The 14,323-nt window shown below is 70.1% G+C and carries 13 protein-coding genes; 9 read left to right on the top strand and 4 right to left on the bottom strand.

The annotated features are described in order from the left end of the window. Positions 1-228: 228 nt before the first annotated feature. Positions 229-2,037 carry a S8 family peptidase gene (locus OG736_RS33230; RefSeq protein ID WP_327185648.1) on the bottom strand — a complete coding sequence of 603 codons (1,809 nt, stop codon included), beginning with the start codon at positions 2,035-2,037 and terminating at the stop codon, positions 229-231. Between the two features lie 366 nt (positions 2,038-2,403). Between OG736_RS33230 and OG736_RS33225 the strand changes: the two genes are divergently transcribed. After that, positions 2,404-3,339: a lytic polysaccharide monooxygenase gene (locus OG736_RS33225; RefSeq protein ID WP_327185647.1), complete on the top strand. Its 936-nt coding sequence runs from the start codon at positions 2,404-2,406 to the stop codon at positions 3,337-3,339. Between the two features lie 76 nt (positions 3,340-3,415). Here OG736_RS33225 and OG736_RS33220 read toward each other — a convergent pair whose 3' ends face one another. Next, positions 3,416-4,051 carry a Tat pathway signal sequence domain protein gene (locus OG736_RS33220; protein WP_327187770.1) on the bottom strand — a complete coding sequence of 212 codons (636 nt, stop codon included), beginning with the start codon at positions 4,049-4,051 and terminating at the stop codon, positions 3,416-3,418. Positions 4,052-4,736: 685 nt separating this feature from the next. Between OG736_RS33220 and OG736_RS33215 the strand changes: the two genes are divergently transcribed. From OG736_RS33215 to OG736_RS33205, 3 genes are all read left to right on the top strand, one after another. Beyond that, positions 4,737-5,402, top strand: a complete 666-nt coding sequence (locus tag OG736_RS33215) for a DUF6230 family protein (RefSeq protein WP_327185646.1) — start codon at positions 4,737-4,739, stop codon at positions 5,400-5,402. Then, positions 5,402-5,863, top strand: a complete 462-nt coding sequence (locus OG736_RS33210) for a DUF6114 domain-containing protein (protein ID WP_327185645.1) — start codon at positions 5,402-5,404, stop codon at positions 5,861-5,863. Before OG736_RS33215 ends, OG736_RS33210 begins: the two co-directional genes overlap by 1 nt. 255 nt (positions 5,864-6,118) lie before the next feature. After that, on the top strand, positions 6,119-7,117 hold the full coding sequence (locus OG736_RS33205; protein ID WP_327185644.1) for a sporulation protein: 999 nt from the start codon (positions 6,119-6,121) through the stop codon (positions 7,115-7,117). On the opposite strand, the gene OG736_RS33200 is transcribed toward OG736_RS33205, so the two are convergent. Together OG736_RS33200 and OG736_RS33195 are read right to left on the bottom strand one after the other, a co-directional pair. Next, positions 7,114-7,599, bottom strand: coding sequence for a hypothetical protein (locus tag OG736_RS33200; protein ID WP_327185643.1), 486 nt, complete (start codon positions 7,597-7,599; stop codon positions 7,114-7,116). The two genes, OG736_RS33205 and OG736_RS33200, sit on opposite strands and share 4 nt — an antisense overlap. 61 nt (positions 7,600-7,660) lie before the next feature. Then, positions 7,661-8,520, bottom strand: a protein-coding gene (locus OG736_RS33195) for an IS5 family transposase (RefSeq protein ID WP_327185642.1) whose coding sequence is annotated in 2 segments (ribosomal slippage) — positions 7,661-8,169 and positions 8,169-8,520 — 861 coding nt in all. Because the reading frame shifts where the segments join, the coding sequence is not laid out codon by codon here. 534 nt (positions 8,521-9,054) lie between these two features. Between OG736_RS33195 and OG736_RS33190 the strand changes: the two genes are divergently transcribed. The 5 genes from OG736_RS33190 (at position 9,055) to OG736_RS33170 (ending at position 14,242) form a co-directional block, all read left to right on the top strand. Then, positions 9,055-10,071: a substrate-binding domain-containing protein gene (locus OG736_RS33190; protein WP_327185641.1), complete on the top strand. Its 1,017-nt coding sequence runs from the start codon at positions 9,055-9,057 to the stop codon at positions 10,069-10,071. A 69-nt stretch (positions 10,072-10,140) separates the two neighbouring features. Next, entirely contained in the window at positions 10,141-12,834 is a 2,694-nt protein-coding gene (locus tag OG736_RS33185) for a sensor histidine kinase (RefSeq protein ID WP_327185640.1), read from the top strand. Between the two features lie 11 nt (positions 12,835-12,845). Beyond that, positions 12,846-13,280 carry a roadblock/LC7 domain-containing protein gene (locus OG736_RS33180; RefSeq protein ID WP_142266670.1) on the top strand — a complete coding sequence of 145 codons (435 nt, stop codon included), beginning with the start codon at positions 12,846-12,848 and terminating at the stop codon, positions 13,278-13,280. After that, positions 13,246-13,638: a DUF742 domain-containing protein gene (locus tag OG736_RS33175; protein ID WP_442817104.1), complete on the top strand. Its 393-nt coding sequence runs from the start codon at positions 13,246-13,248 to the stop codon at positions 13,636-13,638. The genes OG736_RS33180 and OG736_RS33175 overlap by 35 nt, the downstream gene beginning before the upstream one ends. After that, positions 13,625-14,242: a GTP-binding protein gene (locus OG736_RS33170; protein WP_327185638.1), complete on the top strand. Its 618-nt coding sequence runs from the start codon at positions 13,625-13,627 to the stop codon at positions 14,240-14,242. The genes OG736_RS33175 and OG736_RS33170 overlap by 14 nt, the downstream gene beginning before the upstream one ends. The last annotated feature ends 81 nt before the right edge of the window (positions 14,243-14,323 follow it).

Here is a 14,323-nt window from a genome sequence, read left to right as displayed (position 1 = left end):
AGGCGGCCGGTTTGTTTTCCGGAGAAACGGCTGGAAATACACAGGCAACTCGTTGCCGCCGAGAGCAGCTTGCCGAGAGCACCGGAGCCGGCCCACGGCGCCGCGGGGAAACAGGCCGAAACAGGCTTCGCCGGAAACAGGTCGAAACAGACAGCGGGCGGGCCGGCCGGTGTCCATCCACACCGGCCGGCCCGCCCTGTCGTCGCAAGCGGCGAGAAGCGAGTTGCCTCAGAACGTCAACTGCCAGCTGTTGAGCTTCCCGGTGTCCTGCGCCGCGGTGTCCTGGACACGCAGCTTCCAGGTGCCGTTGGCGGTTTCGCCGGAAGCGTTCACCGAGTACGTCGTGCTGACGTCGTCCGCGGAGTCCGAGGAGCTGGCCGCCTTCAGCCGGTAGGCGGTGCCGTCGGGCGCGACGAGGTCGATCACCAGGTCGCCGCGGTAGGTGTGGGTGATGTCGACACCGACCTTGAGGGCGGCCGGGGCATTGCCGGAGCGGCCGCTGACGGCGATCGAGGACTCGACGGCGGAACCGTTGTCCGGGATCGACAGCGCGGTCGTGTTGGTGAAGGTGGTGCCCCCCGTGGAGCCGCCGGAGCCGCTCACCGCCTGCACCGTCCTGGCCGCGTCCGCCAGACCCGCGCCGCAGCCACCGGAGCAGGCGCCGGGCAGGGCACGGGCGTTGTTCTTGATGGCCGTCTCGATCTGCGCGGGGGTCAGCGCGGAGTTCGCCGACTTGACCAGCGCGACCAGGCCCGCGATGTGCGGAGTGGCCATGCTGGTGCCCTGGTAGTAGGCGTACGACTCGCTCGACGGCGTCTTGGTCCCGGAGTTCAGGGTGGACAGGATGCCGTTCGCGGTGCCGGTGCTGGTCTGGCCGCCGGGCGCCGAGATGTCCACGAGGGAGCCGTAGTTGGAGTAGGACGCCTTGGCGCCGGTGCGGTTGGTCGCGGCGACCGAGATGACGTTGTTGCAGTTGCCCGGCGAGTGGTTCGCGACGTTGTCGCTCTCGTTGCCGGCGGCCACCACGACGGTCGTGCCCCGGTTCACGGCGGCGGTGATGGCGCTCTGCGTCGCCGAGGTGCAGGCCCCGTCGCCGCCCAGGCTCATGTTGATGACCTTGGCGACGTTGGAGTTGGCGGGAACACCGGAAACGGTACCGCCGGACGCCCAGGTGATCGCGTCGATGATGTCGGAGTCGTAGCCGCCGCACTTGCCGAGCACCCGGACCGGCGAGATCTTCGCGCCGTACGCGATGCCCGCGACACCCTTGCTGTTGTTCGTGACGGCGGCGATGGTGCCCGCCACGTGGGTGCCGTGCCAGGAGGAGTTGCTCGCCGGGATGCCGGAGCCGCACTCGTCGGCGGCGTAGTAGTCGCCCGGGTCGGCCGGGTTGCCGTCGCGGCCGTCGCCGTCGACGGAGACCGCGGTGTCGGCGATGAAGTCGTAGCCGCCGACGATGTTCGCGGCGAGGTCGGTGTGCGCGACGTAACCGGTGTCGATGACGGCGACGGTGACACCGGTGCCCGTCGAAGTGGCCCAGGCGCCCGGCACGTTCATACCGGCGGTGGACTCGAAGAGGTCCCACTGCTTGGTGTACTCGGTGTCGTTCGGGTCGGCCTTCGGCTTGTTCAGCCGGTCCGGGACGACATAGGCGACCTGCGGGTCCGCCCGGTACTGGGCGACCACGTCGGCGACATCCGCCTTCGTGAGGTCGTCACCCAGGTCGACCAGGGCGGCGCCGGTGCCGAGACGGCGCTGGAAGTCGACGTCCTCGCCGGTCTTCTCACCCTTGGCGGCGGCGTCGGCCTCGGCGGCCGGGTTCGACCTGGCCTCGGCGGCACCGGACTTGTAACCGACGATGAGGCGCTCGGCCGGGGTGCCGGGCGCGGCCTCGGTCTGGGCGGCCGGGACGGTGGAACCCTGGGAAACGGTTTCCTGGGCGGCGACGGCCGAGGCCGTCGACGCGGCGGTGAGCAGGGCCGCGGAGGCCGCGGCGACGGATATCAGCTTCCGTCTCAGGGCGGGTGAGGTGCGCAAGGGCGTGCCTTTCGTAACCGACTCCGGGCAGGGCGGAGCGGCGGTCGATTCGCTTCGGCGGGGAAGCGGCGGGGGGTGCATCGAAGAGCAGCGCGAAAGGCCGGCCAGGCGCGGGAACCGACCCCGTCGGGGTTACCTGTGGGTCGGCTGTGCAGGAACGATAGGCAAAGGATCAGTCATCCGGATACAGGGGAAACCCTCGATCCGGCCAAAAACGAACCCTCGACGAATCAGATCGGTCAACGAACGCCCGATTTGATCGTTTCCGTACGGCGCGACAGCCACCGCAGGACGCACTGAACGCGCCGGACCGGATTCCCGTACTGACAGCAGACCGTTCCCGCGCCGGCCGAGGAGACGTCCCCGATGCCCCGCACGACCGCACACCGCACCGCAGCCCTGGCGACCGCCGCCGTGAGCCCGCTCCTGCTGGGCCTGTGGGCCGCCGGACCGGCCCAGGCGCACGGCGCCCCCACGAATCCGGTCAGCCGGGTGTTCGCCTGCTCCCCCGAAGGCGGAGCCGACGCGAGGACCGCGGCCTGCCGGGCGGCCGTCGACGCAGGCGGCACCTCTTTCGCCGCGTGGGACAACCTGCGGGTGGCGAACGTGAACGGCCGCGACCGGCAGACCATTCCCGACGGGCAGTTGTGCAGCGGCGGCCTGTCCGCGTACAAGGGACTCGACCTCGCCCGCGCCGACTGGCCGTCGACCCGGCTCACCCCGGGCGGGACGCTGCGCATGACCTACGCCTCGACGATCGCGCACACCGGCACGTTCAAGCTGTATCTGACAAAGCCGGGGTACGACCCGTCGAAGCCGCTCACCTGGTCCGACCTGCCGACGAGGCCCTTCGCCGAGGTCAAGGATCCGGCGCTGACGGACGGCGCCTACCACCTGACCGCGAAGCTGCCGGCCGACCGGACCGGTCGTCAGATGCTCTACACGATCTGGCAGAACAGCAGCACGCCGGACACCTACTACTCGTGCTCGGACGTGGTGTTCCCGGAAGCGGTCTCACAAAGCAAGCCGGAGAGCAGCCCGACGACGAAGGCGCCCGCTTCGGCCACGCCCTCGGCGTCCGCGAGCACGGCGCCGAGCTCACCGTCCGCCGCTCCGTCGGTGGCGACCGCCTCCGGCGCCGCACCCGCCCAGGCCCCGGCGGCCAGTCCCGAGAGCACGCCGGTGGCGTCCACGACCGGGGCCGGCTCCGGGCCGTCCGCACCCGTGCTGGCGGGCGGCGCCGCGGCGGTGTTGGTGCTCACCGGCGGCGCCGCCCTCGTCGTGCGTCTGCGTCGACGCTGAACTCCGTTCGCACGGAGCCAGGTTGTGCGTCGGCCGATCAGCCGCGCGGACGGTGTTCAGTTGTCGGCGCCGGTGTTCAGTTGACGGTGACGGCCGCGCCCGCGTCGGTCACCGGGGCGTACTTGGCGGTGAAGAAACCGTTGGCGAAGCAGAGCGACGAGCCGGACGACTTGGTGAACTGCTGGCTGGTGAAGGTGATGCTGTTGTCGGCGTTGCTCGCCGCGCCGGTCAGGCTGGGCGCCTGGTAGACGCAGTTGATGCTGCCCAGCAGGGTGCGCAGCACGACCGTGGTCTGGATGGTGGAGCCGCTCGGCGGGGTCACGGTGACGGTGCCGTCGGAGGCGACGCTCGTGGTGTAGGAGAGGTTGTTGACCGTGATGCTGGTGACGCCGAGCACACCGACGACGTTCGCGGTGCAGTTGCTGAAGGTGTGCGCGGTGAGCGACTCGGTGGCGGTGCCGGGCGCCGTGGGGTTGTCGGTGACGGTGGCGCTGAACCCGGACGTGGCACAGGAGACGCCGCTGGTGCCGGTCGCGCTGGAGTACAGCGTGGCGGTCGTGCCGCTGGCGAGGGAGGCGTTGAGGACGTCACCGACGGCGACGTCGCCGTTGGCCGTCGTCAGCACCGCGCCGGCCGCGGAGGCCGGGGTGACGGCGGTGAGCGAGAGGGCGGCGACGGTACCTGCGAGGGCGAGGAGGGAGCGGGAGCGCAGCATGCGGGTGCCTCTTTCTCAAGTGGGGCTTCATTGGGGGGATCGGCTGGTGGGGGGTGAACCGGCGCGTCGCTGATCGCGACAGAAGGGGGACGCCGACGGGCGTCCGCCGCCGCCGGCCCGTGACGCCTTCTCCGTACGTGACGGACCGGCAACGGCGGCCGGCCGGTGACCGGTCGGAGGCACTGGCGAGTGACTCCGGCCGGGCCGGGCGGGGAGGGGCGACCGGTCGCGGCCCGCGGGGGGAAGCGGCCGTGCCGGTGCCGTGGAGGGATCGAGCTCGGGACCGAGTGGCCCGTACTGGCTGGAAAGCGTCCGGGAGCGCGGCGATGTCGCCGCGCTGCGGATCCGGCGCCACGGATCCCGGCTGAGCCAGGGAGAGTTGTAGACCTGATGGTCAGTCAACGTCAAGGCTCTGAAACAAAGTTGATGGCCCGACAGATATATGCAGAAGTCCCTTCCGGCATGCGATCCGCAGGCGGCACATAATGAACACTCTTTTTCCACATCTCCCTTGACCGGCTGGTGTAACCATCGGTAACTTCCTCGTCGGCTACTGCTGCGTAACCAGAAAGCCCTTGCGGTTTCCGGGAGTCGCGAGGAGGCGTGCGCGGCAGCCGCTGTCCGCGCCAGGACAACGTGCCACTGAAGCCCAACCCGCATGACCAAGTGCATGGGAGCAGACATGGCCTCGTCCCCGGACGTCAATTCGTCCGCCGACCACACCCCCGAGAACCCCGAAAGCGGTTCCGCAGCGAGACACGGCCGGGTCCGGCTGCGCCGGGCCGCCGTCATGGCGGTGCCCGCCACCTTCATCGCCGCGGGACTCGCGGTCCTCACCGCGCAGGGCGCCCTGGGCGTCCAGTTCGCGATCTCCGGGATGCCCTTCGTCGTCACCGCCGACCGGCTCGACGGTGAGGGCTTCGCCCAGTTCGGCGGCCTGGACAACATGATCGAGAACAGCCCCAACCAGGGCGACACCGGCGGTCAGGTCCTGGTCGTCACCTCGGTCGTGAAGAACGGCAAGATCACCAACATGTGCCAGAGCGTCGACCTCGGCGGCATCCAGCTCATCCTCAGGGCCGGCGGCGGATCCACCCCGGTGAGCGTGAAGAACCTGGCCATCGACTCCGACGAGATCTCGGGCGACGCCGAGTTCAACAACATCGAGATCGGCCGCGACTCCAGCACCTTCGACAAGGTCCCGATCCAGGGTCCCGCGGGCGTCTACGGCCAGCAGGCCGACACGGTCGTCATCAAGAACCTGTATCAGCACAACTACGCGGCCACCGCGGCCGTCTTCAAGCTTCCCGGCCTGAAGATGAGCTTCTCCAGCGAGGGCTGCAAGTAATGACCTTCACCCAGTGGCGGGACCGCTTCCGGGAGTGGAGAGGCCACCGGCCCTTCGCGGGCGGCGTGCTGCTCGTCCTGGGCGGCGCCGAGATACTCGTGACCATGAAGGCGCCGCTCCCGGTGATCCTTCATGTGGGTATGCAGGGCCTGGCGGGATACCTCCTGCCCACCCTGATGGTGGTCTGCGGTCTGCTGATCCTCTTCAACCCGACCCAGCGGCTGTTCTACTCGATCATCGCCATCCTGCTCTCCCTGGGCACCTGGCTCACCTCCAACATCGGCGGCTTCGTCATAGGCCTTCTGATGGGTGCCGTGGGCAGCAGCCTGGCCTTCGGCTGGCTGCCCGACCAGGAACCGCGTCAGAGCCGCCGACAGCGGCGCAAGGAGACGCGGACCGAACGGACGGCCGAGTCGGTCCGGCAGGACGGCCCGCTGCCCGGAGCGGGGAAGCCCGCCTGACCCGCGGACCTTCGCGGACCTGACGCGCGGACGGGACACGCGGTCGCGCCTCACAGCCGTACGTCACTTCACCGGCGGGGCCGGGACGACCTGCGCACAGCGGGCCGCGCCCGGCCCCGCCGGTTTCGTCACCCCGCCACCGCCTGTCATTCGAACAGGTGACTTGGGAACTTCTTTGCCGTCGCGACGAGTTCAGCGGAAGATCACCGCAATGGGTTCGAGGCAATGGGTTCGGCGTGAAGGAGCGACAGCGGCATGGTGTTCAAACGGCTGCTCGGGGCGATCGGCGTAGGCGGCCCCTCGGTGGACACGGTGCTCGACGGCGAGGCCGTGCTGCCCGGTGGGGCACTGTCGGGTCAGGTCCGGCTGCGGGGCGGCGGCGCGGCCGTGGAGATCGAGGAGATCGGCCTGGAGCTGCTGGCACGCGTCGAGGCGGAGGGCGAGGAGGGCGAGAGCGTGGGCACCGTCGCCTTCGAGCGGTATGTCGTCGGTGGGGGCTTCCGGCTCGGTGCGGACGAGGAACGCAGTGTGCCGTTCTCGGTCACGGTGCCCTGGGAGACGCCGGTCACCGAGCTGTACGGGCAGCCGCTGGGCGTCGTCCTGGGTGTGCGCACCGAGCTCGCGGTGGCCGACGCCCGCGACCGGGGCGATCTCGACCCGCTCGTCGTCCGTCCCCTGCCCGTGCAGGAGGCGGTCCTCGAGGCTCTCGGACAGCTCGGGTTCGGCTTCCGCTCCGCCGACCTGGAGCACGGCCGCATCGGGGGCACGGGTCAACGGCTGCCGTTCTACCAGGAGATCGAGCTCACCCCGCCCCCGCGGTACGCGCACGCGGTGACCGAGATCGAGCTGACCTTCCTCACCACCGCGTCCGGCCTGGAGGTCGTGCTGGAGGCCGACAAGCGCGGCGGCCCGCTCACCCCCGGCCACGACGCGCTGACCCGCTTCACCGTGCGCCACGAGGACGTGCCCGTTCTCGACTGGAACAGCGAGGTCGACGGCTGGATCCGCCGGCTGACCGAGCACCGGGAGGCGTACGGCGCGCAGGCGTACGTCCACTCCGCACCGCACGCCGACCACCTCGCCGTCCACCGCTCCGGCCCCGGCGTGGGCACGGCGGTCGCCGCGGGCGCGGCGGGACTGGGCGCGGGGTTCGTCGGCGGCATGGTGGCGGCCGAAGTGGTGGACGAGATCGGCGACTTCTTCGAGGAAACGGAAGAGGAAGAGGACGAAGCGGAGGGGAGCGAGGAGGACTAGGCCCTGTCTCCTTGACCGTCTACAGGCTGGGGCGTTTGCGGGTGGTTCATGGTGGTGCCGTCAGGATTCCGCCCGAAGGCGGCTTCTAGAACGTCGGAGAGGTCTTCCTCGGGAATCGTGGTGCGCACGTCCGCCAGTACCTGGGGAAAGTCGTCATCGTCGATGGCGCCCATGTGCTCCTGACGGAGTTGGTAGATGATCTCGACGAGCTCCGGTCTCAGCCGCATCCAGGCACGGGAGGTACTGATCTCTTCATCGACCTGGTGCATGAACCAGCGCATGACCTCGTATGGGACGTCAGTGTGTCCTGCGTTCGGGTTGAAGCACACCGTGGGTTCCCGTGCCGGATCCTCGTCGGGGACGATTGCGGTCACGAGAGCCCGTTGCCCGGCCACGAGATCCAGTTCCAGATACCAGGCGTCATCGGGCACGGAGTACATCGCGGTGATCGCGTAGTCGCCGTCGGGGTGTCGAAAGGCCATTGCCGCATGCTGCCACGCTGGGCCGAGGACGTGCCTCTCCAAATCATGCGGCCCGACGCCCCTACGCCCGGGCCCAGATGAGGATGGCAGCGAGGTAGAGCGCTGCCCCGTAGGCGATTGCGAGCTTGTCCGTTCGCATGGCCAGCCCCCGCCACTGCTTGAGCCGGCTGATGCATCGCTCGACCGCGTTGCGCTGCTTGTACGCCTCGGCGTCGAAGGCGGGCGGCCGGCCACCTGAACGGCCTCGGCGCCGACGGTGGCCGGCCTGGTCGGACGGCTGGCGAATGACAGCGCGGATCCCGCGTTGGCGGAGATGCTTCCGGATCGCGCGTGACGAATACGCGCGGTCCGCCAGAACGGTGTCCGGTCGGGTTCTCGGTCTTCCCGGCCCGCTTCGCGGAACACGGATACCGGCCATGACGGCCTCGAAGGCTGGTGCGTCACCTGCCTGACCCGCGGTGACGCGGAGGGTCAAGGGGCGTGCATGGCTGTCGCTGGCGAGGTGAACTTTCGTGCTCAGGCCGCCGCGGGAACGACCAAGCGCGTGATCGTCGGGCTCAGCCCGACCGGGCGCCCCCTTTTTCTGGCTCCGGCGGCGTGCTGGTGGGCCCGGCAGACGGTGGAGTCCACTGACACGGTCCAGCCGATGTCGGCATCAGAGTCTGCTGCTGCCAGAACTGCGGCGAGGATGCGTTCCCAGGTGCCGTCCACGGCCCATCTGAGCAGCCGTTTGTGAGCGGTCTGGAATGACCCGAGCTCGTTTGGCAGGTCCCGCCAAGGCGAGCCGGTGCGGTACTTCCACACGATGGCTTCCAGGGTGCGACGGTGATCGGCCCACCGTCGACCGCGGACCGGATCGGCAGGCATCAACGGCTTGATCCGGTCCCACATCGCATCAGTGATCACTGATCGGACGGACATGTCCGATCAACCGACAAACGGATCAAGGAGACACGCTCTAGGCGGAGCCAGGACGACCAGAAGAGCCGGGACCGGGAGAGCGGGAGAAGCGCGAGAAGGGCGGGAAGGGCCGGAGGAGAACCGGGGGACGAGGGCTGGGCCTGCTTTTCGGCCTCCGGGGCCTACGCTGCTTTCGGAGCCTCGGGCAGCTTCAGGTCCTTCGGAGTCCTCAGCATGCCTGGCGCCGGCACGGAGGTCGTCCGCGACGCGTACATCGCGATGTACGGGGCGGTGGCCCGCAAGCCCTGAACCGAGCCCGTCGATTGACGATCAGTCAATTCAGCTGCGGATATGCTCCCTTCGGTCCTCGCCGCACCGTTCCGGATCACAATGCGGCAGCAGCGCCTCACCCCGTGTGGCTGCTCACTTGACTACCAGCGGTCACACACGGTTGGCTCCGAGCCAACGAATGCCTCTCGCCGGTGCACACCCCCTCGCTCCGGCGGTGCTCGCCCCGTCCTCCCTGCTCTGCCGCACAGCGAGGTGCAGCCCCCCATGAACCCTCCCCTCCCCGCTCCCTCCGCTCCCGTTCCCCTCGGATCCGTACGCCTCACCGCCCTGGCCGCGGCCTGCTGCCTCCTCCTGCTGACCGGCTGCTCCGGCGCCGCGTCGTCCGGTTCGGACACGGACCCGGCCGGCGGCTCGGCCGACCGCATCAAGATCACCCTGGTCACCCACGGCGCCGAGGGCGACGACTTCTGGGAGCTGGTGCGCAAGGGCGCCGAAGCCGCGGCCGCCAAGGACGGCGTCGACCTGACCTACGCCAGCGACCCCGACGCCGCCGGACAGGCCGAGCTGGTGCGGGACGCGATCAGCGACCGGGTCGACGGCATCGCGGTGACCCTCGCCAAACCGCAGGCCATGAAGAGTCCGGTGGCCCGGGCCAAGGCGGCCGGCATACCCGTGGTCGGACTCAACTCGGGCATCGACGCCTGGCGTTCGGCGGGACTTCTGGAGTACTTCGGCCAGGACGAGAGCGTCGCGGGCCGCGCCGTCGGCGACAAACTCGACGGCCTCGGCGCCAAGCACGCCCTGTGCGTCATCCACGAACGGGGCAACATCGCCCTGGAGGCCCGCTGCGCGGGCGTGAAGAAGACGTTCACCGGCGAGACCGAGATGCTCTACGTCGACGGAACGGACATGGACGCCATGACCGCAGCCGTGGCGGCACGCCTGCGCCAGGAACCCGACATCGACGAAGTCATCGCCAACGGGGCGCAGTTCGCCCTCGCCGCGGTGCAGGCGACCGGGAAGGCCGGCAGCAAGGCCAAGGTCGCCACCTTCGACCTCAACAAGGACCTGGTCACGGCAGTCCGTGACGGCAGCGTTCAGTTCGCGGTGGATCAACAGCCTTACCTACAGGGTTACTTGGCAGTCGACGGGCTCTGGCTCTACAAGACCAACGGCAACCTCAGCGGCGGCGGTGTGTCGCCCGTGCTGACGGGCCCGGCCTTCGTCACGAAGACCAACGTCGCCGAAGTCGCCCGCTTCGCCGCCGCCGGCACCCGCTGACCGGACCGTTTTCCCCCGTCTCCCCCGCTTCTCCTCCCCCTCCCCCCCGCTGCTCGCTCTAGGACGACTATGTCTCCACGGACAGGTGCCCGGCGCCGACGTCTCGGCTCCATACGTCTCTCGCTGATCCTGCTGGCCCTGGTGCCCAGCGTCACCCTCGCCGCCATGTGGGGTGTGACGACGACCCAGATGTTCGCGGAGGGGCTGCGACTGCGCGCGCAGACCGAACTGAGCCGGTCGACCGGTGCCATGGGCACCGAGGCGACGCTCATGCTCCAGCAGGAGCGCAGCCTGTCCGCCGTGTGGCTGGCCTCGCGGCCCGCCGGCTCCCGGGCCGCGCTGGACGCACAGCGCGAGAAGACGGACGCGGCGGTCGCCAAGCTCGTCGCCCGGTCGGACGACATCCAGCAGGCGTCCGACCGTGTCAGGGACCGGATGTACTCGGTCGTCGCCTCCGTGGGCAGCCTGGAGTACTACCGGGGCCAGGTGGACGACCCCGTCGACATCACCGCCGCCCAGGCTCTGGACCAGTACACGTCGATCATCGACGACCAGATCCACGCCTTCCAGGAGCTGTCCCAGGTCGACGACGGCGACCTCACCTCGCAGGCCGGACCGCTCGTCGCCCTGGAGCACGCGGCCGAACTGGTCTCCGAGGAGGACCTCCAGCTCACGCTCGCCGGGCCCCGACAGCGGATGGACGAGAAGACGTGGGCGGAGTTCGCCCAGCTGGTGAACACCCGGCGCTGGCTCGTGCAGGACCAGATCGTCCCCTCGCTCACCGGCACCGCGAAGACGCAGACCGAGAAGATCCTGACGAGCTACCAGTGGCAGATCCTGGAGTCCGTAGAGGACAAGGTGCTCGCGGCCCGCACGAAACAGGGCGAAAACGGTGACATCGCGTTGCCGGACGTGCAGAAACAGTGGCGTGCCGCGCTCATCGAGGTCTCCGACCAGTACTCGGGGCTGATCCGGCTGCAGACCACGGCACTGCTCCAGCACAGCGCGGACGAGGCACGCGAGCTGCTCATCACGGCCGCCTCGCTCAGCGCCGGCGGTCTCGCCGCCCTGCTGCTGTGCGTCGGCATGTCCTGGCGTATCACCCGTTCGCTGTCCCGGCGGCTGCACGGGCTGCGGATGGCCACGCTGAGCCTGGCACACGAACGGCTTCCGGACGTCGTGGCCCGGCTGGACCGGGGCGAGACGGTCGACGTGGACTCGGCGACCCCTCCGCTGGACTACGGCGGCGACGAACTCGGCCAGGTGGCCGCGGCGTTCAACACGGCGCAGCGCACCGCCGTGCACACCGCGGTCGAACTCGCCGACACCCGGCGCGGTTTCCAGAAGGTCATCCTGGGGATCGCCCGGCAGAGCCAGAACCTGGTCAACCTCCAGCTCAGCAAGCTCGACGCACTGGAGCGGCGGCACCAGGACCCGGACGTCCTCAACGGGCTCTACGAACTGGATTCCACGGCAAGCCAGTTGCGCCGCTACGAGGAGAACCTCGTCATCATCAGCGGCGGCCGGCCGGGGCGCAGCTGGACGGAGCCGGTGGCGCTGATCGACATCCTGCGCAGCGCCGTCGGGGAGGTCGCCGAGTACCGGCGGGCCGAGGTGCACACCGAGGAGGACGTGTACATCGCGCCACCCGCCGTGGCGGACGTGATCCATCTGCTCGCCGAGCTCATCGACAACGCGACGTCCTACTCGCCGGCGCCCAGCCCGGTCGGCGTACGGGCCGCGCTGGTGGCCAGGGGCTTGGCGATCGAGGTCGAGGACCGCGGCCTCGGCCTGTCCGAGGAGGACTACGCCTCGTTCAACGCGCAGTTGGCGGTCCCGCCCCAGTTCGACGTGGTGGCGCTCGCCGACGACCTGCGGCTGGGCATGTTCGTGATCGCCCAGCTGGCGACCCGGCACGGGATCGCCGTCACCCTGCGCTCGTCACCGTACGGCGGGACCACGGCGATCGTGCTGGTCCCGCACGACATCGTGGTCCGCGACGCCCCCGGTCCGTCGACCCCGGCGGCCGAGGACCCGAGCGAGCCGGCGACGACCGGATCCCCTTCCCCGGGCTCGGACCTCCCGTCACCCGCGCGGGACACACCGGACGCGGCGCGGGAGCACGGCCGGTCGGGCGCCGAACCGGCCGCGTCGCCCCTGCCGGCAAGGGGCGCCTCCGTTCCGGCGCCCGACTCGTCGGCCCCATCGGCCAGTAGAGGGGACCCGGCGCCGAGCCGACCGGCCTCGGAGGACCCCGCGCCGGCCTCGCCCGACCCGGCCGACACGCCGTCCTCGACGGACGGCGCGTCCTCGACAGGCGACTCGCCCCTCGCGACGGGCGCCGTGGCGGCCGCGGCCGGTGCGTCCGCCTCCGGGCCCGGTGCGCCGGACACCTCGGGTCGTGGGGGCCTCCGGGCGAGCGGGGTGGCGAACGCCACGGACCGGACGCAGGGTACGGCCGCTCGGCCCGAAGGTCTCACCCCGTTGCCCCGCAGGGTCCCGCAGACCAGCCTCGCCACCGAGTTGCGCGAGGACTCCACGTCCGCCGGGGCCGTCGAGGAAGACGGTTACCCGGACGACTTCACCGCGGAGCGCGCGGCCTCTTCCCTCGCCGGTTTCCAGCGAGGCACGCTGCGAGCACACGCCGAAGCCGACCTGTGGCCCGACGACCCGCAGGAACCATCCACCGAGGAGGCCCCGGGCCCGCCGGTCACCGCTGCGAGCACCTCCCAGACCCCGACACCGCCCGCCGACCGCTCATGAAGGACTTCGCGATGACACGCTCCATCCCCGGCACGAACACCCAGCTCGACCAGCTCCTCACCGGTCTCGTGGATCGGGTCGCCGACGTGAACCAGGCCGTCGTACTCTCCGAGGACGGGCTGGTGGTGAGCAAGTCCACCGGTTTCCCGCGCGAGGACGCCGAACGGCTCGCGGCGACCGCGTCCGGCCTGATGAGTCTCAGCAAGGGCGTCAGCATGGATTTCCGCGGCGGTCCGGTGCGCCAGGCGCTCATCGAGATGGCCAACAGCTACCTGATCCTCACCTCGGCCGGCCCGGGGGCCCATCTCGTCGTACTGGCGGGGAAGAACGCGGACGTGGGCGTGGTGGCGTACCAGATGAACATGCTGGTGAAGAAGATCGGCGAGCACCTCAGCGCGGCACCGCGGGCCCATGTCGGTCCCGCCGTCCGCACCAACGGCGGGTGAGGTGAGCGGAAGCGGCGAAGCGGGCAGACTCGTCAGGCCGTTCACCCTCACCGGTGGCCGGACCCGGCCCAGCCGTGCCGACTTCACGCTCATCACGACGGTGACCGCGGTCGACCCGCCGCCCGAGCGGGCCGCGCGGCCGCAGCCGGAGCACACCAGGATCCTGCGGCTGTGCGCCCGGCCGCTCGCCGTGGCGGAACTCGCGGCCCATCTCGACCTGCCGGTGAGCGTGGTCGTCATCATGCTCTGCGACCTGCTGGAGGCGGGCCTGATCACGGCCCGGCCGCCCCGTTCCGTCACCGGCACGCCGGATCTCGATCTGCTGGAGAAAGTGAGGGACGGCCTTGGCCGGATCTGATTCCACCGCTTCCACCGCCCTCGGCGCCGGGCCGGCCGCGCCACCCGACACGGTGAAGATCCTCATCGCCGGCGGCTTCGGCGTCGGTAAGACCACCATGGTCGGGGCGGTCAGCGAGATCGCGCCGTTGCGCACGGAGGAGCCGCTGACGGTCGCCGGGCTGGAGGTGGACGACCTCAAGGGCATCGAGGAGAAGCGGTCCACCACCGTGGCCCTGGACTTCGGGCGGATCACCATCGGCGACGATCTGGTGCTGTATCTCTTCGGCACGCCCGGCCAGCAGCGGTTCTGGTTCATGTGGAACGACCTGGCGATCGGCGCCCTGGGGGCGGTGGTGCTCATCGATGTGCGCAGGCAGGAGTCCAGCTTCGCCGCGATCGACTTCTTCGAGCGCCGAGGCATCCCGTTCGTCGTTGCGGTAAACGGTTTCCACGGGTTGCACCCGTATCCCACGGAGGAGATCAAGGAGTCGCTGGCGCTGCCGACACATGTTCCCGTGTTGCTGTGCGACGCGCGGGAACGCGACTCGTGCCGGGACGTACTGATCGCTCTGATCGACCGGCTGATCGAGGACGTCACACTCCAGCCGAGCCCGGCACACTGACCGACCGCCCGAGCCGCCAATTCACGACCGCCCGACCGCCCGACCGCCCGACCGCCCGACCGCCCGACCGCCCGACCGCCC

Source organism: Streptomyces sp. NBC_01334 (assembly GCF_035983595.1).
Lineage (GTDB): Bacteria > Actinomycetota > Actinomycetes > Streptomycetales > Streptomycetaceae > Streptomyces > Streptomyces coriariae.
Note: the sequence above shows the minus strand (reverse complement) of the source record. Positions and strands in the feature narration are given on the sequence as shown.

Excerpts from the sequence above, each read along its gene's own strand:
- OG736_RS33225 (WP_327185647.1), top strand. The coding sequence starts at position 2,404 with ATGCCCCGCACGACCGCACACCGCACCGCAGCCCTGGCGACCGCCGCC.
- OG736_RS33215 (WP_327185646.1), top strand. The coding sequence starts at position 4,737 with ATGGCCTCGTCCCCGGACGTCAATTCGTCCGCCGACCACACCCCCGAG.
- OG736_RS33210 (WP_327185645.1), top strand. The coding sequence starts at position 5,402 with ATGACCTTCACCCAGTGGCGGGACCGCTTCCGGGAGTGGAGAGGCCAC.
- OG736_RS33205 (WP_327185644.1), top strand. The coding sequence starts at position 6,119 with ATGGTGTTCAAACGGCTGCTCGGGGCGATCGGCGTAGGCGGCCCCTCG.
- OG736_RS33200 (WP_327185643.1), bottom strand. The coding sequence starts at position 7,599 with ATGGCCTTTCGACACCCCGACGGCGACTACGCGATCACCGCGATGTAC.
- OG736_RS33190 (WP_327185641.1), top strand. The coding sequence starts at position 9,055 with ATGAACCCTCCCCTCCCCGCTCCCTCCGCTCCCGTTCCCCTCGGATCC.
- OG736_RS33185 (WP_327185640.1), top strand. The coding sequence starts at position 10,141 with ATGTCTCCACGGACAGGTGCCCGGCGCCGACGTCTCGGCTCCATACGT.
- OG736_RS33180 (WP_142266670.1), top strand. The coding sequence starts at position 12,846 with ATGACACGCTCCATCCCCGGCACGAACACCCAGCTCGACCAGCTCCTC.
- OG736_RS33175 (WP_442817104.1), top strand. The coding sequence starts at position 13,246 with ATGTCGGTCCCGCCGTCCGCACCAACGGCGGGTGAGGTGAGCGGAAGC.